The organism is Micromonospora sp. NPDC005299 (assembly GCF_042872345.1).
Classification (GTDB): domain Bacteria; phylum Actinomycetota; class Actinomycetes; order Mycobacteriales; family Micromonosporaceae; genus Micromonospora.
Genome location: NZ_JBIAKG010000006.1, coordinates 184,955 through 203,458, shown reverse-complemented (window position 1 = coordinate 203,458; position 18,504 = coordinate 184,955). Strand labels below are relative to the sequence as shown.

Genomic DNA, 18,504 nt, shown 5'->3' with positions numbered 1-18,504 from the left:
CGGTCAAATACCACGTCGAGTTGCCCGGCCGGAACACCCCGACACTGTCGAAACCGTCGTTGTTCCAGTCACCGGCCACCGGGATGTCACCCGACGACCCGCTACCGAACTTGAACACCCGCGTCGCCGCCCCACTGTTGACATCCCGCAGATAGAACGTCGACGTCGACGGCCGGTACACCCCCACCGTGTCCACCCCATCGTTGTTCCAGTCCCCCGACACCGGAATGTCCTCGGTGCGGCCGCCCGCGGCGTCCCAGAGGGCCTCGACGATGAGCTGCGCGTCCGGCGCCATGGGCTGATACCTGTCGGGATAGGCGGACACCTGCACCGCCTGGCAGACCTCGCCGATCGGCGCGGTGGCCCAGCTGCCGTTCGGGTATTCCCGCTGCATCGCGTTGAGGAAGGCGTTCGTGGCGTAGGCCGGGTCGAGCCGCTGGGCCCGCGTCCCCCACCACTCCTGCTGCTGGAACAGGCCGAGGCTGGTGTGATCCACCTCCTTGCTGATGTTCTGCAGGCGGGTCTCGACCAGCACCGTGGCGATCGCGATGACCCCCGCGCGCTGGGCCAGACCGCGCTCCCGCACCGCCTCGACCACCTCTCGCGCGCAGGAGACGCGGTACGCGGTCAGGTTGTTGCGCATGTCCGACGTCAGCTGCGGATTCAACTGGCTGGCCACCGCCGCGTCGGCGGCGGTGGGGCCGGCGGGATCGCAGGCGACGGTCTCGTAGACGGCGGTGACCGGAGCCAGCGCCGGTGGCAGATCCGGCTGCCCGGCGCCGTCCGCGGCCCACGCCGGTGCACCCTGGGGGACGGCCGTGGTGAGGACGACCGTGGCGCAGAGCAGCGCCATTCTCGACAGGCTGATGTTCATTCCTGGTGGTCCATTCGCAACATCCTCCAACTACCGCCCTGTCCCATCGAACGGGCTTGTGCGTCAGAGGTTGCTGCACGCCCCTGGAGGGCAGCTGAAGCGCGGCCGACCGGACCAAACCCGTACCGCGGCGCGCCGTGGACCCGGGCCTGACTAGAGCGGCTCCACCCCCGCCGGGAGCTGGTCGGCGGCGGTGGCGTCGTGCACGTACTCCAGGAGGATGCGGCGCAGCTCGCGGCCGGCGTGGGTGGGCACCACGTCGCGACGGCGGGCCACCGCGATGGTCCGGCGGACGCCGGGCGGGACGAGCCGGGTGACCCGGATGCCCGCCCGGCGGGCCACCACGATGCCGGGGACCAGGGCGACGCCGAGCCCGGCCTCGACGAAGCTGAGCACCGCGTCCATCTCCCCGCCGTCGACCGAGAGGGTCGGCTCGAAGCCGGCCGCCCGGCACGCCTGGAGGGTGGCGTCGCGCAGGTCGTAGCCCTCGCGGAACATCACCAGGGGCAGGTCGCGCAGGTCGGTGACGCGCACCTCGCCCCGCTCGGAGGCGGCCGGCAGCGGGTCGACCGAGGCGACCACCAGGCTCTCGCGCAGGATCGGGTCGGCGCGCAGCCCCGGGTCGGTGCCGGTCGAGGGCTCGATGATCAGCGCCAGGTCGAGGTCGCCGCGGAGCAGGTCACGGACCAGGTCCTGCGAGCCGCCCTCCTCCACCCGCAGGTCGACGGTGGGGTGGGCGTCGCGGAAGCGGCGCAGCACCGGAGGCGCGAGCGAGGTGGCCAGGCTTGGGGTGGCGCCGAGCCGGACCCGGCCCCGGCGCAGCCCGACCAGTTCCTGCACCTCCCGGGTGGCGGTCTCCACGTCGGCAAGGATCCGCTTGGCCAGCGGCAGCAGCACCTCCCCCGCCGCGGTGAGGGCGATGTTGCCCCTTACCCGTTCGAAGAGCGGGGCTCCCAGGTCGGCCTCCAGGGCGTGAATTTGCTTACTCAGCGAGGGCTGCGTGATGCCCACCAGATCGGCAGCTTGGGTGAAATGTCGTACTTCTGCGACCGCGACGAAGTACCGGAGCTGATGGAGCTGCATCTGTATAGCTTATGGCTATCAAGACTGCGAGGTCGATGCATTGGACGACTGATCAAACTGCTCCTAGCGTCGGGCGTGTGGTAATCACGAAAACTCGGTCGCCCATCCGCTCGAACGTCGGCCTCAAGGCCGTCATGGCGGTGACGGGCATCATCCTCGTGCTGTTCCTGATCTTGCACATGCTCGGCAACCTGAAGATCTTCACGGGCGAGACCTCGTTCGACCACTACGCACACTGGCTCCGCGAGATCGGGACGCCACTGCTGCCGTCGACCTGGTACCTGTGGATCCAGCGCACCGTGCTCACCGTGGCCGTGCTCGCGCACATCGTCTCGGCCACCGTGCTGGCGAGGCGCGCCCGGGCCGCCCGCCCGGTGCCGTACGCGCACCGCCGGAAGATCCACGTGAACTACGCGGCCCGCACGATGCGCTGGGGTGGTGTGATCATCCTGCTCTTCGTGATCTACCACATCCTGGACCTGACCACCGGTCACCTGAACCCGCAGGGCGACCCCGCCAACCCCTACGGCAACGTGGTCCAGGACTTCGCCGCGGACCGCTGGTACGTCACGCTCTTCTACACCCTGGCGATCGTCACGCTCGGCTTCCACCTGCGGCACGGCGCCTTCAGCGCCTTCCGCAGCCTCGGCCAGCAGACCCCGAAGGGCGAGCGCCGGGCGCGCGCCGCGGCCCTGGTCTTCGCCGTCGCGCTCTGCGTCGGCTACCTGGTGGTCCCGTTCGCCGTACTCACCGGATTGGTGGCCTGACATGGATCTCTTCAGCACCGGCGACCCGATCGCCGACACCAAGGCTCCCGACGGCCCCATCGAGACCCGCTGGGACCGCCACCGGTTCGAGATGAAGCTGGTCAACCCGGCCAACCGGCGGAAGCTGACCGTGATCGTGGTCGGCACCGGCCTGGCCGGCGGCTCCGCCGCGGCGACCCTGGCCGAGCAGGGCTACCACGTGAAGTCCTACTGCTACCAGGACAGCCCGCGCCGGGCCCACTCCATCGCCGCGCAGGGCGGCATCAACGCCGCCAAGAACTACCGCAACGACGGCGACTCGGTGCACCGGCTCTTCTACGACACCGTCAAGGGCGGCGACTTCCGCTCCCGCGAGTCGAACGTGCACCGGCTGGCCGAGGTCTCGGTCAACATCATCGACCAGTGCGTCGCCCAGGGCGTCCCGTTCGCCCGCGAGTACGGCGGCCTGCTCGACACCCGCTCCTTCGGCGGCGCGCAGGTGCAGCGCACCTTCTACGCCCGGGGCCAGACGGGCCAGCAGCTGCTGCTCGGCGCGTACCAGGCGCTGGAGCGGCAGATCGGCCTGGGCAACGTGGAGATGAACGCCCGCCACGAGATGCTCGAACTGGTCATCGTCGACGGCAAGGCCCGCGGCATCGTGGTCCGCGACCTGGTCACCGGCGAGATCAGCACCGAGATGGCCGACGCGGTCGTGCTCGCCTCCGGCGGCTACGGCAACGTCTTCTACCTCTCCACCAACGCCAAGGGCTGCAACGTCACCGCCTCCTGGCGGGCGCACCGCAAGGGCGCGTACTTCGCCAACCCCTGCTACACGCAGATCCACCCGACCTGCATCCCGGTCTCCGGCGACCACCAGTCGAAGCTGACCCTGATGAGCGAGTCGCTGCGCAACGACGGCCGGGTGTGGGTGCCCAAGGCCAAGGGCGACAGCCGCAGCCCGAAGGACATCCCCGAGGACGAGCGGGACTACTACCTGGAGCGGATCTACCCCTCCTTCGGCAACCTGGTCCCCCGGGACATCGCCTCCCGCGCCGCCAAGAACGTCTGCGACGAGGGGCGCGGCGTCGGCCCGGGCGGGCTCGGCGTCTACCTCGACTTCGCCGACGCGATCAGCCGGCTCGGCCGCAAGGCCATCGAGGCGAAGTACGGCAACCTCTTCGAGATGTACGAGCGGATCACCGGCGAGGACCCGTACGAGGTCCCCATGCGGATCTACCCCGCCGTGCACTACACGATGGGCGGCCTCTGGGTCGACTACGACCTCCAGTCGACCATCCCGGGCCTGTTCGTGATCGGCGAGGCGAACTTCTCCGACCACGGCGCGAACCGGCTCGGCGCCTCGGCGCTGATGCAGGGCCTGGCCGACGGCTACTTCGTGCTGCCGAACACCATCGCGAACTACCTGGCCTCCGGCCCGCTGGAGAAGCTCGACGCCAGCCACCCCGAGGCGGTGGCCGCGCGGACCGAGGTCGAGGAGCGGCTCCAGCGGCTGCTGGCCATCAACGGCGACCGCACGGTGGACTCGTTCCACCGGGAGCTGGGCCAGATCATGTGGGAGCACTGCGGCATGGAGCGCTCCGAGGCCGGGCTGCGCAAGGCGATCGACGAGATCCGCACCCTGCGCGACGAGTTCTGGCAGCGGGTCCGCGTCCCGGGCGACGGCGAGGGGCTCAACCAGTCGCTGGAGAAGGCCGGCCGGGTGGCCGACTTCTTCGAGCTGGCCGAGCTCATGTGCATCGACGCCCTGCACCGCGAGGAGTCCTGCGGCGGCCACTTCCGGGCCGAGCACCAGACCCCCGACGGTGAGGCGCAGCGCGACGACGAACGGTTCTCCTACGTGGCCGCCTGGGAGTACACCGGCACCGGTCAGCCCGTGCTGCACAAGGAAGACCTGACCTTCGAATACGTCCACCCCACGCAGCGGAGCTACAAGTGAACCTGACCCTGCGCATCTGGCGCCAGAAGGGCCCCGAGGACAAGGGTCAGATGGTGACCTACCAGGTGCAGGACGTGTCCCCGGACATGTCCTTCCTGGAGATGCTCGACGTGCTCAACGAGCGGCTGATCCTCGACGGCGACGAGCCGGTCGCGTTCGACCACGACTGCCGCGAGGGCATCTGCGGCATGTGCAGCCTCATGATCAACGGTGAGGCGCACGGCCCGCAGCGCGGCACCACCGCCTGCCAGCTGCACATGCGGCAGTTCTCCGACGGGGACACGATCGACATCGAGCCGTGGCGGGCCCGGGCCTTCCCGGTCGTCAAGGACCTGGTGGTCGACCGGAACGCCTTCGACAAGATCATCTCCGCCGGCGGGTACATCACCGCGCCGACCGGCAGCGCCCCGGAGGCGCACTCCACGCCGGTGGCCAAGGCGGACGCAGACGCCGCCTTCTCCTCGGCCGCCTGCATCGGCTGCGGCGCCTGCGTGGCGGCCTGCCCGAACGGCTCCGGCATGCTGTTCACCGCCGCCAAGATCACCCAGCTCTCGCTGCTGCCGCAGGGCCAGCCCGAGCGGTACACCCGGGTGATCGGCATGGTGGACGCGCACGACGAGGCCGGCTTCGGCGGCTGCACCAACATCGGCGAGTGCGCGGCGGCCTGCCCGAAGGGCATCCCGCTGAACACCATCGGCCGGCTCAACCGGGACTACCTCAAGGCGACGTCCAAGCGCGCCGGCACCCCGGGCTCCTGAGCCCCGCCAACCGACCCACGCGACCGCCGCGCCCCGCACCCGGGGCGCGGCGGTCCGCCTTTTCCGGGGGTACGCGGGGCGCCCCGCCTCCGGTTCAACCCCTCTCCCGCGGGTAGCAGTCCGGTGGACGGCACGGAGGAGGGGACATTCAGGCATGAAGTCACTGACCTGGCACGGCAAGCGTGACGTCCGCGTCGAGGGCGTACCGGACCCCCGGATCGAGGAACCGACCGACGCGGTCATCCGGGTCACCTCGACCGCCATCTGCGGCTCCGACCTGCACCTGTACGAGGTGCTCGGGCCGTACCTGAAGCCCGGCGACGTGCTGGGGCACGAGCCGATGGGCGTCGTCGAGGAGGTCAGCCCGGGGGTGACCAGGCTCAAGCCCGGCGACCGCGTGGTCGTCCCGTTCAACATCTCCTGCGGCTCGTGCTGGATGTGCGACCGCCAGCTCTACGCCCAGTGCGAGACCACGCAGGTGACCAGCGAGGGCAAGGGCGCGGCGCTGTTCGGCTACACCTCGCTCTACGGCTCCGTCCCCGGCGGGCAGGCCGAGTACCTGCGGGTGCCGCAGGCCCAGTTCGGCCCCATCAAGATCCCGGAGACCGGGCCCGACGAGCGCTGGCTCTACCTCTCCGACATCCTGCCCACCGCCTGGCAGGCGGTGCGGTACGCCGACACCCCGCCCGGCGGCACCCTTGCCGTGTTCGGCCTCGGCCCCGTCGGGCAGTTCTGCGCCCGGATCGGCCGGCACCTCGGCGCCGGCCGGGTCATCGGGCTGGACCTGGTGCCGGAGCGGCTGGAGATGGCCCGCCGGCACGGCATCGAGGTGCTCGACGTCCGCGAGCTGGACGACGTGCCCGGGGCGCTGATCGACCTGGTCGACGGGCGCGGCCCGGACGCGGTGATCGACGCGGTCGGCATGGAGGCGCACGGCGCGCCGGCGGGCAAGCTCGCCCAGACCGCGGCCGGGCTGCTGCCGGACAAGCTGGCCCGAACCATGACCGACAAGGCCGGCGTCGACCGGCTCGTGGTGCTGCACGCCGCGGTCAAGGCGGTCCGGCGCGGCGGCACCGTGTCGATCTCCGGGGTGTACGGCGGCGAGCAGGACCCGATGCCGCTCATGGAGATGTTCGACCGGGGCGTCCAGCTGCGCATGGGGCAGTGTCACGTGAAGCGCTGGGTCGACGAGATCATGCCGCTGCTCGCCGGCGACGACGACCCGCTCGGCGTCGAGGACCTGCGGACCCACCGGCTGCCGCTCGCGCGGGCGCCGCAGGCGTACGAGATGTTCCAGAAGAAGCAGGACGGCTGCGTCAAGGTCGTGCTCGAACCGTGAGCCGGACGGTGGTCGTCACCGGCGCGACCAGCGGAATCGGTCGGGCGGCGGCCCGGGAGTTCGCCGGCCGCGGGGACCGTCTGGTCCTCGCGGCCCGCTCCCCGGCCACCCTGGCCGAGGTACGCGACGAGTGCCGGTCGGCCGGTCCCGAGGCGGCCAACTACCTGGGCCGGAGCGGCCGTCCGCCGCCGCCGGTCACGAGCCCGGAGCGGGTGGCCCGGGCCATGGTGGACTGCGTCGACCGGCCCCGCCGGGAGGTCTCGGTGGGGCGGCTCAACGTCATCATGCGGTTCGGCTTCACCGTGCTCCCCGGCGTGTACGACGTGCTGGTGGGGCCGCTGATGCGGCTCGCCGGGCTGACCGACCGGCAGGTCGCGCCGCACCCGGGCATCGTGTTCGCGCCGAACCCGGCCGGCGAGGCGGTCCGGGGCGGCTGGCTGCCCGACGTGTCGCGGGCGGTCCGGTCGGTGGGCGGGGTGACCGCGGGCGCCGGCTCGGCGCTGCTGCGCCGGCTCCGCTGAGCGGCGCCGCCGAGGGTGCGACGTCGCCCGCGCGGGGTGGCGGGCGGATGGCTACCGTGTACTGCGGGACACGGCGGAGGGGACGGAACATGCGGAAACCGGACGACCGGGAACTGGACCGGGCAGTCGGCGCGCGACTGTGGCGGATGGCGGGGCTGGCCGCGGTGGCCGGGCTGGCCTGGGCGGCGCGGGACGTGCCCGCCCAACTCGGCGGCCGGCTCGCCGGCGCCCGCGCGGAGCGGGCGGCCCGCTCGCCGCGCTTCCGGGACGGCACCTTCCACAACCCGTCGGGCACCCGCAGCACGATGGTCGCCGACCCGGGCCGCAACCTGGTCAAGGAGCTGATCTTCGGCAAGCAGAAGCGGCGCCCGGGCAGCGCCGTGCCGGTGCTGCGCCCGGCCGACCCGGCGCCGGCCGACCCGGCCCGCGAGCTGAACGTCGTCTGGTACGGCCATGCCTCCACGCTGGTCGAGATCGAGGGGCAGCGGGTGTTGCTCGACCCGGTCTGGAGCGACCGCTGCTCCCCGTCGTCGCTGGTCGGCCCGCGCCGCATCCACGAGCCGCCGGTCCGCCTCGACGAGCTGCCCCGGCTCGACGCCATCCTCATCTCGCACGACCACTACGACCACCTGGACCTGGCCACCGTCCGCGGCCTGCTCGCCCACCAGTCCGCGCCGTTCCTGGTGCCGCTCGGCGTCGGCGCCCACCTGGACCGGTGGGGCGTGCCGGCGGACCGGATCGTCGAGCTGGACTGGTCGGAGAGCCACCGGGTCGGCGGGTTGACCCTCACCGCGACCGCGGCCCAGCACTTCTCCGGGCGCGGGCTGCGCCGCGACGGCACGCTCTGGAGCTCCTGGGTGGTGGCCGGGGCACAGCGGAAGCTCTTCTACACCGGCGACTCCGGCTACTTCGACGGCTATGCCGAGATCGGCGCCGAGCACGGCCCGTTCGACGTCACGCTCATGCAGATCGGCGCGTACGACCGGGCCTGGCCGACCATCCACATGTTCCCCGAGGAGGCGGTCGCGGCCCACCTCGACCTGCGCGGCGGGCTGCTCGTCCCGGTGCACTGGGCCACCTTCAACCTGGCCCTGCACGACTGGTCCGAGCCGGTGGACCGGCTCTGGGCCGAGGCGAAGGCCCGGGACGTCCGGCTGGCCGTGCCCCGGCCCGGCGAGCGGGTCGTGGTGGACGAGCCGCCGGCGGTGGACGGCTGGTGGCAGGCGGTCGCCTGAACACCTGTTGGGCGTTTGGTTCCGTGGTCGTCCTCGATGTCTGGTAGACCGTTGGGGTGAGCCGTCCCTCTCACGGTCGCGACGGCGGCCGGCCGGCTCCGCCGTCCTTCCGGTGCCCCCTCCGCCGGCTCGTCGTCTCATCGAGGAGCAGCATGCTGAACGGCCGCCTGGTGGCGATCCGTCCCACGAGAACCGAAGACCTGGACTTCCTGGCCGAGCTGACCAATCACGGCCAGGTCCGGCACAACGTCGGGGGCTGGGGCTGGCCGGTCTCCCGCGACACCCAACCGGACTGGCTGCGGCGTTCCCACGCAGACCCGAGCGTCCAACGGATGACGGTTGTCGACCCGGTGTCGGAAGAGCCCTGGGGGTTCACCGGCCTATGGGAGATCGACTGGCACAACCGGGGCGCCCTCACCGGCATCAAATTGATGCCCGGCCTGACCCCTCGCGGCGCCGGTACCGACGCGATCATGCTCACCATGGCCTGGAGCTTCTACGAAGTCGGCCTGCGGCGCCTGCACAGCACCATCCTGCCGTTCAACGCGGCGAGCCTGGGCGCCTACGTACGCCACTGCGGTTGGCGGATCGAGGGCCGGGAGCGCGAGGCGGCATTCCGGCGCGGTCAGTGGCACGACCTCCTGCGGGTCGCCGCCCTGCGCGCCGACTTCGACGCCTTGGCCGCGGCGGAGGAGTACGTCGAGCGAGTCTGCGGACCTCGACCGTCGATCCCGGCCCAGCACGAGCTGGGCCATGACCACGACGTGGTCGTCCCCGCCGCCTTCGCCGCCACCGGGGCGGCCGGCGTCGGCTGAGCGGTCGTTTCCCTGGCGGGCGGGGCCGAACTTACGTTCCCGCCCGCCGGACCGGGACCGGTCAGAGGACGAAGGCGTCGGTCCAGAGGGCGCCGGAGCGGCCGGAGAGCGCGTCCAGCATCGCCACCGCCTGCCCGTCGGTGAGCTGCGCGACGAAGTCGATGATCGCCCGCCCCCGGGCCCGGCCGATCCGGTCCGGCGTACGCGGGTGCAGCTCCGCCTCGGCCAGCTCGACCAGGTCGTGCAGCCGGCGGGGCAGCCGGGACTCCTCCTCCGGGTCGAGCAGCCACTCCCACAGCGCCTCCACGAGGGTGCCCAGCAGCCGCGCCTGCCCCCGCTGGTGCAGGGCCAGGTCCGGCCGGGCCAGCACGAACCGGTGGTGCACGAACTTGAGCACCTGCACCTCGTGCCACTGCGGCTTGGCCAGCAGCACGTACCCGGAGCGGACGTCCGGCTCCGGGCTCACCGTGATGGCCTCGACGAAGCGGGTGGACCAGCGGGCGGAGAACCGGGCCACGTACTGCTCGGCCTCGATCGAGCCGTCGAAGGGCAGGGCCAGCAGGCCGTCCACCAGCTCCTCGCGGACGTGCTCGACGGCCGCGGCGAACGCCTCGTCGTCGGCGATCCAGGCGTCCTTGCGGTGCAGCTGGCGGCGCAGCCGCTCGATGGCCGCACCGGGCCGCCGGCCGGCCGTGGCCAGCGCCGAGGCGGTGATCGCCCGGAAGTGCCCGCACTCGCGCTGCCAGGCGGACAGCTCGGCGGCCACCGCGCCCTGCTGGAGCACACCGACCCGGTAGAAGTCCTCCACGTCGTGGATGGCGTACGCGATGTCGTCGGCCGTGTCCATGATCGACGCCTCCGGCGTCTGCTGCCAGTCCGGGATCCGGCCGGCGAACGGCTCCCGGGCCTGCCGCAGGTCGTCCACCTCGGTCCGGTAGGCGCCGAACTTCACCGACCCGCTCGCCGGGTCGTCCGGCGGGCCGGCCGCGCCGCGCGGGGCCGGGTCCAGGTGCCGCGGATGCGGGTCCGGGTGGTCCAGCCGGGTCCACGGGTACTTCAGCATCGCCGCCCGGACCGCCGCGGTCAGGTCCAGGCCCGTGGTCGCCGCGCCACGGATCTCGGTGCTCGTGACGATCCGGTACGACTGGGCGTTGCCCTCGAAGCCGTCGGCCAGGCCGAGCCGCTGCCGGGCCAGCCGGTCCAGCACCCGCTCCCCCAGGTGCCCGAAGGGCGGGTGCCCGAGGTCGTGGGCGAGAGCGGCGGCCTCCACCACGTCCGGGTCGCAGCCACCCAGCTTCTCCAGCAGGTCCCGGTGGGCCGCATCGGCGGTCAGCCGCTCGGCGACCGCCCGGGCCACCTGGGCCACCTTGAGGCTGTGGGTGAGCCGGTTGTGCACGAGCAGCCCCGACCCGCCCGGGCTGATCACCTGGGTCACCCCGTTCAACCGGGCGAAGAACGGCGAGCCGACGATGCGGTCCCGGTCCGCCCGGAACGGGCTGGCCGCCAGGTCGCCGAGCGCCCGGGCGCTTCCGCCGAAGAGCCGCCGGGCCCGCGGATCCACAGCTTGTTCCATGATCGCCACGCTAGCGCAGGGTGCCGCAGGTCGCGATGCGCCTGCGGACGCGTGGGGCCCTTGTGGCGGATGGTCTTGGCGGGTGCCGCGCGGCCGGCCGTGGCGGGACCGGCACAATGACTGCCGAACCCACCCGAGAAGGCGGATCAGATCGTGACCCAGTCTGTGCACCAGCGGATCGCCGAGGAGCTCGGCGTCGCCGAACGCCAGGTGCGGGCGGCCGTCGAGCTGCTCGACGGCGGCGCCACCGTGCCGTTCATCGCCCGCTACCGCAAGGAGGCCACCGGCCTGCTCGACGACGCGCAACTGCGCACCCTGGAGGAGCGGCTGCGCTACCTGCGGGAGCTGGACGAGCGGCGCGCCGCGGTGCTGGAGTCCATCCGCGGGCAGGGCAAGCTCGACGAGGCCCTGGAAGCGCAGATCATGGCGGCCGACTCGAAGTCCCGGCTGGAGGACATCTACCTGCCCTACAAGCCGAAGCGGCGGACCCGGGCGCAGATCGCCCGCGAGGCCGGGCTGGAGCCCCTCGCCGACACGCTGCTGGCCGACCCGGCGCGGGACCCGCGCGCCACGGCCGCCGACTTCGTCGACGCCGACAAGGGGGTGGCCGACGCCGCCGCCGCGCTCGACGGCGCCCGGGCCATCCTCATCGAGCGGTTCGCCGAGGACGCCGACCTCATCGGCACGCTGCGGGAGCAGATGTGGTCGCGGGGCCGGCTGGTCTCCCGGGTACGCGAGGGCCAGGAGTCGGCCGGCGCCAAGTTCGCCGACTACTTCGACTTCGCCGAGCCGTACACCAGGCTCCCCTCGCACCGGATCCTCGCCATGTTCCGGGGCGAGAAGGAGGGCGTGCTCGACCTGACCATGGACCCGGAGTCCGACGGCGACTCCGATGCCGTGGTCACCGGCCCCACCCGCTACGAGGCGGCCATCGCCGGCCGGTTCGGGGTCAGCGACCAGGGGCGGCCGGCCGACAAATGGCTCACCGACACGGTGCGCTGGGCCTGGCGTACCCGGATTCTCATCCACCTCGGCGCCGACCTGCGGCTGCGGCTCTGGCAGGCGGCCGAGGAGGAGGCCGTCCGGGTCTTCGCCACCAACCTGCGCGACCTGCTGCTGGCCGCGCCGGCCGGCGCCCGCCCCACCATGGGCCTCGACCCGGGCCTGCGCACCGGCGTGAAGGTGGCCGTGGTCGACGCCACCGGCAAGGTGGTCGCCACCGACACGATCTATCCGCACGAGCCGCGCCGGCAGTGGGACGCCTCCCTGCACACGCTGGCGACCCTGGCCGCCGCGCACGGCGTCGAGCTGGTCGCCATCGGCAACGGCACCGCCAGCCGGGAGACCGACAAGCTCGCCGGTGACCTGATCAAGCAGCATCCGGAGCTGAAGCTGACCAAGGTGGTGGTCTCCGAGGCGGGCGCGTCGGTCTACTCCGCCTCCGCGTACGCCTCCCAGGAGCTCCCCGGGCTCGACGTCTCGCTGCGCGGTGCGGTCTCCATCGCGCGCCGCCTTCAGGACCCCTTGGCCGAGCTGGTGAAGATCGACCCGCGGTCGATCGGCGTCGGGCAGTACCAGCACGACCTGTCCGAGGTGAAGCTGTCCCGCTCCCTCGACGCGGTCGTCGAGGACTGCGTCAACGCGGTCGGCGTCGACGTCAACACCGCCTCCGCCCCGCTGCTCACCCGGGTCTCCGGCATCGGCGCCGGGCTGGCCGAGAACATCGTGCTGCACCGGGACGCCAACGGACCGTTCCGCACCCGTACCGAGCTGAGGAAGGTGCCCCGGCTCGGGCCGAAGGCGTTCGAGCAGTGCGCCGGCTTCCTGCGCATCCCCGGCGGCGACGACCCGCTCGACTCCTCCAGCGTGCACCCCGAGGCGTACCCGGTGGTGCGGCGGATCCTCGCCCACACCGGCCAGGACCTGCGCGCGCTGATCGGGAAGTCGGCCATCCTGCGCGGGCTCCGGGCGACCGAGTTCGTCGACGACACCTTCGGCCTGCCCACCGTCACCGACATCCTCGCCGAGCTGGAGAAGCCCGGCCGCGACCCGCGCCCAGAGTTCCGCACCGCCACCTTCGCGGAGGGGGTGGAGAAGATCAGCGACCTCACGCCGGGCATGGTGCTGGAGGGCGTGGTCACCAACGTGGCCGCGTTCGGCGCGTTCGTCGACGTCGGGGTGCACCAGGACGGCCTGGTACACGTCTCGGCCCTGTCGCACACCTTCGTCAAGGACCCGCGCGACGTGGTGAAGTCCGGCGACGTGGTGCGGGTCCGGGTGCTCGACGTCGACGTGCCCCGCAAGCGGATCTCGCTGACCCTGCGGCTGGAGGACGAGGCCCCGGCCGGACGCCCGCAGGGCGGCGACGGGCGCCGCGAGCGCGGCGGCCAGGGCGGCGGTCAGCGCGGCGGCCGCGGCGACGATCGGCGCGGTCACGGTCAGGGGGGCCGCGGCCAGGGTGGCGGCGGACCGCGCGGTGGCCAGGGCGGCGGTGGCCAGGGCGGCGGCGGTCAGCGCGGCGGCGGCGAGCGCGGTGACCGGGGCGGCTTGCGCGGCGGGCCGCAGCGGCAGGGGCGCGGCGGGGGCACGCCGGCACCGGCCAACGACGCCATGGCGGACGCGCTGCGCCGCGCCGGGCTGGCCTGAGATCACGCCGCACTGTCGAGCTGACGTCACGAACGACTCGGCTCGACAGCGCACCCCGCCTCAGGGCCGACCCGGCGCCGATCCGCGCACCTTTCGGTTTTTGGCGAGTTGCCGTTCGACTCGAACGGCAACTCGCCAAGATTCCGAGTCGCAGCCCTGTGCCGGCGTGAGGCAGTGGTGCTGGTGCCTCCGCCACCAGCGCGATGGGCGAACTGAGCGCGTACCCTCGCGGGCGTGGGTGGGGACGACGGCCTGGAGTGGCGGGAGCGACAGCGCCGCACGGCGCGGGCCCACGCGGCGGCCGACGCCCGGCAGCGCGCCGCCGAGCAGGCGGAGGCCGCGGAGCTGGTGGCCCGCTTCGCCGCCGAGGCGCTCCGGCGCGGGCTGCGCACCGAGCGGCTGACGGCGGTCGGCTACGACGGCCGGGGCCGGTACCGCACCCGGATCACCGGCTGGTACGTGGATCGGGCGCACAGCCGCGCCGTCGACACCGAGGGCCGCTTCTACCTGCTCGCCGTGCCGCCGAGCCTGCGGTCGCGGCTGTTCGGCGCCGACCCGGACCCCGCGCCGCCGCCGCTGGTGGTCGGGCGGGGCGGCCGGGACGGTGAGTCGGTGCCCCTGGCGGCGCTGCTCAGCCTGCGTCTCGAGGCGGGCGACGACTGGCGCTGACCCGCGCCGGCCGTACGGCCCGCTGCCGCGGCAGGCTGCGCGTGGACCGTCGCTCCACCCGTCGCCACCAGCAGAGCTGCACGACCAGGGTGAGCAAACCGGCCAGCACGATGGCGGCGAGGTTGATCACGAGCTGGAGGGCCGAGCCCGCGGCCTCGTGCCAGACGCCGTAGGCCGCCGCGACCGCCACGTTCGCCGCCGCCGGCACGGTGGTCACCGAGATCAGCACGCCGACCAGGGAGCCGGACTTCTTCGAGGTCAGCGAGAGCATGCCGGCGACCCCGGCGAGCAGGCCGACCACCCAGGAGAGCGCGTCCGGGCGCCAGATGAAGTCGGTGAGCGGCCGGTCGGCCAGCAGCATGTCCCGGCTGACCAGCCCGGCGGCGGTGAGCGCCCAGGTGCTCAGCACCGTGACCAGCATGGCGGCGAGGAAGCCGACCACCAGCGCCTGCACCGACCGGCCGATGATGCGCGGCTGCCGGCGCAGCAGCGCCACGCACAGCGCGGCGAGCGGGCCGAACTCCGGGCCGACCACCATGGCGCCGACGATCAGGATGGGCTGGTCGAGCAGCACGCCGATGCCGGCGATCATGGTGGCGACGATGATCAGCGCGAGGAAGGTGCCGGTGAGCACCGTCTGCTCCCCGGTCTTCGCGGCGATCTCGTCCCAGACCACGGCGTCCTCGCCGTGCCCGGGGGCGTCCTCCGCCGCCTTGTCCGCCGCCGCGGACAGGGTCAGCTCCACGTCGTCCGCGGCGATCGCCCCGTGCGCCTCGACGCCCAACTCCTGGAGCCTGCGCAGCACGCCGTCGGCGCTCTCCCGCACCACGTCGCAGGTGACGTAGTCACCGGCCGGCTGGCGGGCGGCCCCGGCCAGCACAACGAGGTGGGTGACGCCAGGGTCGGCCGCCAGCAGGTCGACGACCGCGCTCGACTGGTCCTGGGGCGCGATCACCCTCAGGTGCAGCACCGGCCACCTCCCCTGATTCGGCGGCCCAGCACCGCCGGCCGCCGAACTCTACTCGTCCCGCCGCCGCTCAGGAGGTGCCTGAGGCGCCGGACAGGATCAGGTCGGGGCGGTGTGCGGCATCACCTAAATGCCTCCTTGTCCGTTTTACCGGCCGTGACCAGTCGCAGCGATCACCGTTACCGACACCTCCAGCCGGAGGCCCGATGAGCAGCCGCATATACCTGTCTCCGCCCGACGTCGGCCCCCTGGAGGAGTCGTACGTTCTCCAGTCGCTCCGCTCCGGTTGGGTCGCCCCCCTCGGTCCGGAGGTCGAGGCGTTCGAGCGAGAGATCGCCGACCGGGTCGGGACCGCGCACGCCCTGGCCGTCAACTCCGGCACGTCCGCCCTCCACCTGGCGCTCCTGTCCCTGGGGGCAGGGCCGGGCACCGTGGTGGTCGCGCCGACGATGACCTTCGTCGCCACCGCCAACGCCGCGGTCTACACCGGCGCCGAGCCCGTCTTCGTCGACTGTGAGCAGGCGGACGGCAACATGGACGTGCCCGCGCTGGAGCAGATGCTGCACCGGCTGGGCCGGGCCGGCGAGAGGGTCGTCGCGGTGCTCGTCGCGGACATGTTCGGCAGCTGCGCCGGATACGACGAACTGCTGCCGGTCTGCGCCGCGGCCGGGGTGCCGGTCGTGGAGGATGCGGCGCAGGCCTTGGGTGCGACGTACCACGGGCGTCCGGCCGCCTCGTTCGGTCGGCTCGGCGCCCTGTCGTTCAACGGCAACAAGATCATCACTACCTCCGGCGGCGGCATGCTGGTCTCCGACGACGCCACGCTGATCGCCCGCTGCCGCCACCTTGCCACCCAGGCACGCGAACCCGTGGCCCACTACGAACACGCGGACGTCGGCTACAACTACCGGCTGAGCAACCTGCTCGCCGCGCTCGGGCGGGCCCAGCTACGCCGGCTGGACGGGATGATGCGCCGCCGGCGGCTGATCCGGGAGCGGTACGCCAAGCTCTTCTCCACCGTCCCGGGCGTACGCCTGCTGGCGGACGGCGACGAGGGGTCGAACTGCTGGCTGACCAGCATCGTGGTCGACCCGGACCGGTCGGGGTGGCGGGCGGGAGAGCTCGCCACACACCTCGGCGCGCAGGACATCGAGACCCGGCCGATGTGGAAGCCCATGCACCTGCAGCCGGTCTTCGCGGGTTGCCGGGCGGTGGTCACCGGAGCGGCGGAGAACCTGTTCGCGCAGGGCCTCACGCTGCCCAGCGGTTCCGTCCTCGACGACCGCCGCATGGGGCGTGTCGTCGGCACCATCGAAGAGTTCCTGGACCGCCGATGACGATGGACTTCACGGTGAGCGGTCCGGAGGTGGCTTCGGCGCTCGTCGACGCCGCCTGCCCCGATGTCTACTTCACCTCCGGCTACGGTCGTGCCGCCGCCGTCGCGGAGGCGGGCACCTGGCGGATGGGGCACTGGCAGGACCACATCCTCATCCCCTACGTGATGCGGCCAATCGACGGGGAGTGCGTCGACGCGGCCAGTCCGTACGGGTACGCGGGCATCCACATGGCCTCGAGCTGCTTCCCCGCAGACCTCGCCCGCTTTTGGTCGCTGGCTCTCAAGCGCTGGCGGGAGCTGGGGATGATCAGCCTGTTCCTCCGTTTCTCGCCGCTGGACCCGGACGCGCTGGCGGTAGTGCAGCGCCTGGCGACGGTCGAGCTGACCCGGCGGGGCGACACCATCGCCGTGTGGGTGGACCAGGGCGCTGGCCAGGTCTGGGACGGCATGCAGGGCCGATCCCGCACGGCGGTCCGCAAGGCGTGGGCCACCGGCATGGACGCGACGATCCGGCCCGCCGGCCCGGACGACGTGGCACCCGGCTCGCCGTTCCGTCGCCGGTACGAGGAGACCATGACCCGCCTGGGCAGCGCGCCCGGCTACTTCTTCCCGGACGCCTACTACCGGGAACTGGTGGACGGCCTGGGCAAGGAGCTGCACATCGCCGAGGTGCGCCGTCCCGACGGGGAGGTGGCCGCCGCCGCACTGGTGCTGCGGCACCGGGACCGCGCGCACTACCACCTCGCCGGATCGGAACCGGAGAGCGCCCGGCAGGGAGCGAACAACCTGCTGGTCTGGACGATCCTCGAGTGGGCCGCGGAGAGCGGCTGCGCGACCGTCCACCTGGGCGGAGGGGTCCGCGCGGACGACGGCTTGTTCCAGTTCAAGCGCTCGTTCGGCGGCGAGCGGACCGCGTTCTGGACCGGCACGGTGATCATCGATCCGGGCAGGTATGACCTGCTCGTGCGCCGTCATGCCGAGGCCACCGGACGGACCACCGGCGAGATCAGCTGCTCAGGCTTCTTCCCGGCGTACCGCGCGAGGTGATCGGGATGTCCAGAACCTGGCAGCGGGCCGCGGAGCGGTTCACCGACACCGTGGGCGCCGCGCTCATCCTCGTGGTCACCGCAGGAACTCCCGGCTCCGGGCGGCGCCGCAACGACGGGAACCGGAATCGACTGATCCGAACATCCGTGCCAACCTGGTCCCGGAATTTCCCAAAAGGCCCTAAAAGCCGCAAAACATCCGATAGAACTGAGCCGCTGCGCATCCTGGCCTCGGTCCCGACGGGCCTGAACGGGCGCGGCGGAGAGTCGATGCCGCCCGGCGGCGAGAAATGGAGCTAGTGGTGGTACCGGCCTCACGCGCGAAAAGGGTCATGGACGTCGTCGGCGCGGCACTGCTTCTCGTGCTGTTCAGCCCCGTCATCGCCGTGATCGCACTGGCGATCCTGATGACGTCGGGAGGGCCGGTGCTGTTCCGTCAGGTACGGCCCGGGCTGCACGGGGAGCCGTTCACCCTCCACAAGTTCCGCACCATGCGGGACCCCCGCCCCGACGAGGAGGCCTGGACCACCGACGAGGCGCGGACCACCCGCCTCGGGCGGTTCCTGCGCCGCACCAGCCTGGACGAACTGCCCGAGCTGACCCTGGTGCTCACCGGGCGGATGAGCCTCGTCGGCCCCCGGCCGCTGGTCATGGAGTACCTGCCGCGGTACAGCGCACACCATGCCCGCCGGCACGACGTGCGTCCCGGCATCACCGGGCTGACGCAGGTCAGCGGGCGCCGATCGCTGACCTTCGGCCAGCGGCTCGACCTAGACGTGTCCTACCTCGACAACTGGTCGCTCTGGCTCGACCTGAAGATCCTGCTTCGTACCATGGCGGAACCGTTCCGGCGCGGCGAGATCGTCGGCCAGACTCCGGCTGAGGTGGATGACATCGGCCTGGTGCCGCCGGTACTGGAGCGGGTCCGGTGAATGCGAC

At 72.5% G+C, this 18,504-nt stretch carries 16 protein-coding genes; 12 read left to right on the top strand and 4 right to left on the bottom strand.

The window, feature by feature from the left end; genetic code table 11:
- Together ACFYPD_RS19135 and ACFYPD_RS19130 are read right to left on the bottom strand one after the other, a co-directional pair.
- Positions 1-874, bottom strand: an 874-nt coding sequence (locus ACFYPD_RS19135) for an FG-GAP repeat domain-containing protein (protein WP_387114905.1), incomplete at its 3' end; no start/stop codon positions are given.
- 153 nt (positions 875-1,027) lie between these two features.
- Positions 1,028-1,963, bottom strand: coding sequence for a LysR family transcriptional regulator (locus ACFYPD_RS19130; protein ID WP_387115600.1), 936 nt, complete (start codon positions 1,961-1,963; stop codon positions 1,028-1,030).
- A 77-nt stretch (positions 1,964-2,040) separates the two neighbouring features.
- Between ACFYPD_RS19130 and ACFYPD_RS19125 the strand changes: the two genes are divergently transcribed.
- From ACFYPD_RS19125 to ACFYPD_RS19095, 7 genes are all read left to right on the top strand, one after another.
- Positions 2,041-2,724: a succinate dehydrogenase cytochrome b subunit gene (locus ACFYPD_RS19125; protein ID WP_387115597.1), complete on the top strand. Its 684-nt coding sequence runs from the start codon at positions 2,041-2,043 to the stop codon at positions 2,722-2,724.
- Between the two features lies 1 nt (position 2,725).
- Positions 2,726-4,660, top strand: coding sequence for a fumarate reductase/succinate dehydrogenase flavoprotein subunit (locus ACFYPD_RS19120; RefSeq protein ID WP_387114902.1), 1,935 nt, complete (start codon positions 2,726-2,728; stop codon positions 4,658-4,660).
- Entirely contained in the window at positions 4,657-5,418 is a 762-nt protein-coding gene (locus ACFYPD_RS19115; protein WP_091310398.1) for a succinate dehydrogenase/fumarate reductase iron-sulfur subunit, read from the top strand. Before ACFYPD_RS19120 ends, ACFYPD_RS19115 begins: the two co-directional genes overlap by 4 nt.
- A gap of 154 nt (positions 5,419-5,572) precedes the next feature.
- Positions 5,573-6,757 (top strand): zinc-dependent alcohol dehydrogenase, encoded by a 1,185-nt coding sequence (locus ACFYPD_RS19110; protein WP_387114899.1) that lies wholly within the window; start codon positions 5,573-5,575, stop codon positions 6,755-6,757.
- The gene (locus ACFYPD_RS19105; RefSeq protein WP_387114896.1) at positions 6,754-7,278 is read left to right on the top strand and encodes an SDR family NAD(P)-dependent oxidoreductase; all 525 of its coding nucleotides are present in this window, start codon (positions 6,754-6,756) and stop codon (positions 7,276-7,278) included. The genes ACFYPD_RS19110 and ACFYPD_RS19105 overlap by 4 nt, the downstream gene beginning before the upstream one ends.
- Before the next feature lie 89 nt (positions 7,279-7,367).
- A complete protein-coding gene (locus ACFYPD_RS19100) occupies positions 7,368-8,513 on the top strand; it encodes an MBL fold metallo-hydrolase (RefSeq protein WP_387114893.1) in 1,146 nt (381 codons plus the stop codon).
- A gap of 152 nt (positions 8,514-8,665) precedes the next feature.
- Positions 8,666-9,328, top strand: coding sequence for a GNAT family N-acetyltransferase (locus ACFYPD_RS19095; RefSeq protein WP_387114890.1), 663 nt, complete (start codon positions 8,666-8,668; stop codon positions 9,326-9,328).
- A gap of 61 nt (positions 9,329-9,389) precedes the next feature.
- Here ACFYPD_RS19095 and ACFYPD_RS19090 read toward each other — a convergent pair whose 3' ends face one another.
- Positions 9,390-10,901 (bottom strand): deoxyguanosinetriphosphate triphosphohydrolase family protein, encoded by a 1,512-nt coding sequence (locus ACFYPD_RS19090; RefSeq protein WP_387114887.1) that lies wholly within the window; start codon positions 10,899-10,901, stop codon positions 9,390-9,392.
- Positions 10,902-11,054: 153 nt separating this feature from the next.
- Between ACFYPD_RS19090 and ACFYPD_RS19085 the strand changes: the two genes are divergently transcribed.
- Positions 11,055-13,547 carry a Tex family protein gene (locus ACFYPD_RS19085; RefSeq protein ID WP_387114883.1) on the top strand — a complete coding sequence of 831 codons (2,493 nt, stop codon included), beginning with the start codon at positions 11,055-11,057 and terminating at the stop codon, positions 13,545-13,547.
- A 234-nt stretch (positions 13,548-13,781) separates the two neighbouring features.
- Positions 13,782-14,216 (top strand): hypothetical protein, encoded by a 435-nt coding sequence (locus ACFYPD_RS19080; protein WP_387114879.1) that lies wholly within the window; start codon positions 13,782-13,784, stop codon positions 14,214-14,216.
- Here ACFYPD_RS19080 and ACFYPD_RS19075 read toward each other — a convergent pair.
- Positions 14,179-15,186 carry a DUF389 domain-containing protein gene (locus ACFYPD_RS19075; protein ID WP_387114876.1) on the bottom strand — a complete coding sequence of 336 codons (1,008 nt, stop codon included), beginning with the start codon at positions 15,184-15,186 and terminating at the stop codon, positions 14,179-14,181. The two genes, ACFYPD_RS19080 and ACFYPD_RS19075, sit on opposite strands and share 38 nt — an antisense overlap.
- Before the next feature lie 203 nt (positions 15,187-15,389).
- Between ACFYPD_RS19075 and ACFYPD_RS19070 the strand changes: the two genes are divergently transcribed.
- From ACFYPD_RS19070 to ACFYPD_RS19060, 3 genes are all read left to right on the top strand, one after another.
- Positions 15,390-16,520 (top strand): DegT/DnrJ/EryC1/StrS family aminotransferase, encoded by a 1,131-nt coding sequence (locus ACFYPD_RS19070; RefSeq protein WP_387114873.1) that lies wholly within the window; start codon positions 15,390-15,392, stop codon positions 16,518-16,520.
- Positions 16,517-17,566: a GNAT family N-acetyltransferase gene (locus tag ACFYPD_RS19065; protein WP_387114870.1), complete on the top strand. Its 1,050-nt coding sequence runs from the start codon at positions 16,517-16,519 to the stop codon at positions 17,564-17,566. Before ACFYPD_RS19070 ends, ACFYPD_RS19065 begins: the two co-directional genes overlap by 4 nt.
- A gap of 331 nt (positions 17,567-17,897) precedes the next feature.
- On the top strand, positions 17,898-18,497 hold the full coding sequence (locus tag ACFYPD_RS19060) for a sugar transferase (protein ID WP_387114867.1): 600 nt from the start codon (positions 17,898-17,900) through the stop codon (positions 18,495-18,497).
- The last annotated feature ends 7 nt before the right edge of the window (positions 18,498-18,504 follow it).

What these genes read in the sequence shown, in the direction of transcription:
- ACFYPD_RS19120 (WP_387114902.1), top strand. Translation starts at nt 2,726, where the DNA reads ATGGATCTCTTCAGCACCGGCGACCCGATCGCCGACACCAAGGCTCCC.
- ACFYPD_RS19110 (WP_387114899.1), top strand. Translation starts at nt 5,573, where the DNA reads ATGAAGTCACTGACCTGGCACGGCAAGCGTGACGTCCGCGTCGAGGGC.
- ACFYPD_RS19100 (WP_387114893.1), top strand. Translation starts at nt 7,368, where the DNA reads ATGCGGAAACCGGACGACCGGGAACTGGACCGGGCAGTCGGCGCGCGA.
- ACFYPD_RS19095 (WP_387114890.1), top strand. Translation starts at nt 8,666, where the DNA reads ATGCTGAACGGCCGCCTGGTGGCGATCCGTCCCACGAGAACCGAAGAC.
- ACFYPD_RS19090 (WP_387114887.1), bottom strand. Translation starts at nt 10,901, where the DNA reads ATGGAACAAGCTGTGGATCCGCGGGCCCGGCGGCTCTTCGGCGGAAGC.
- ACFYPD_RS19070 (WP_387114873.1), top strand. Translation starts at nt 15,390, where the DNA reads ATGAGCAGCCGCATATACCTGTCTCCGCCCGACGTCGGCCCCCTGGAG.
- ACFYPD_RS19065 (WP_387114870.1), top strand. Translation starts at nt 16,517, where the DNA reads ATGACGATGGACTTCACGGTGAGCGGTCCGGAGGTGGCTTCGGCGCTC.
- ACFYPD_RS19060 (WP_387114867.1), top strand. Translation starts at nt 17,898, where the DNA reads ATGGACGTCGTCGGCGCGGCACTGCTTCTCGTGCTGTTCAGCCCCGTC.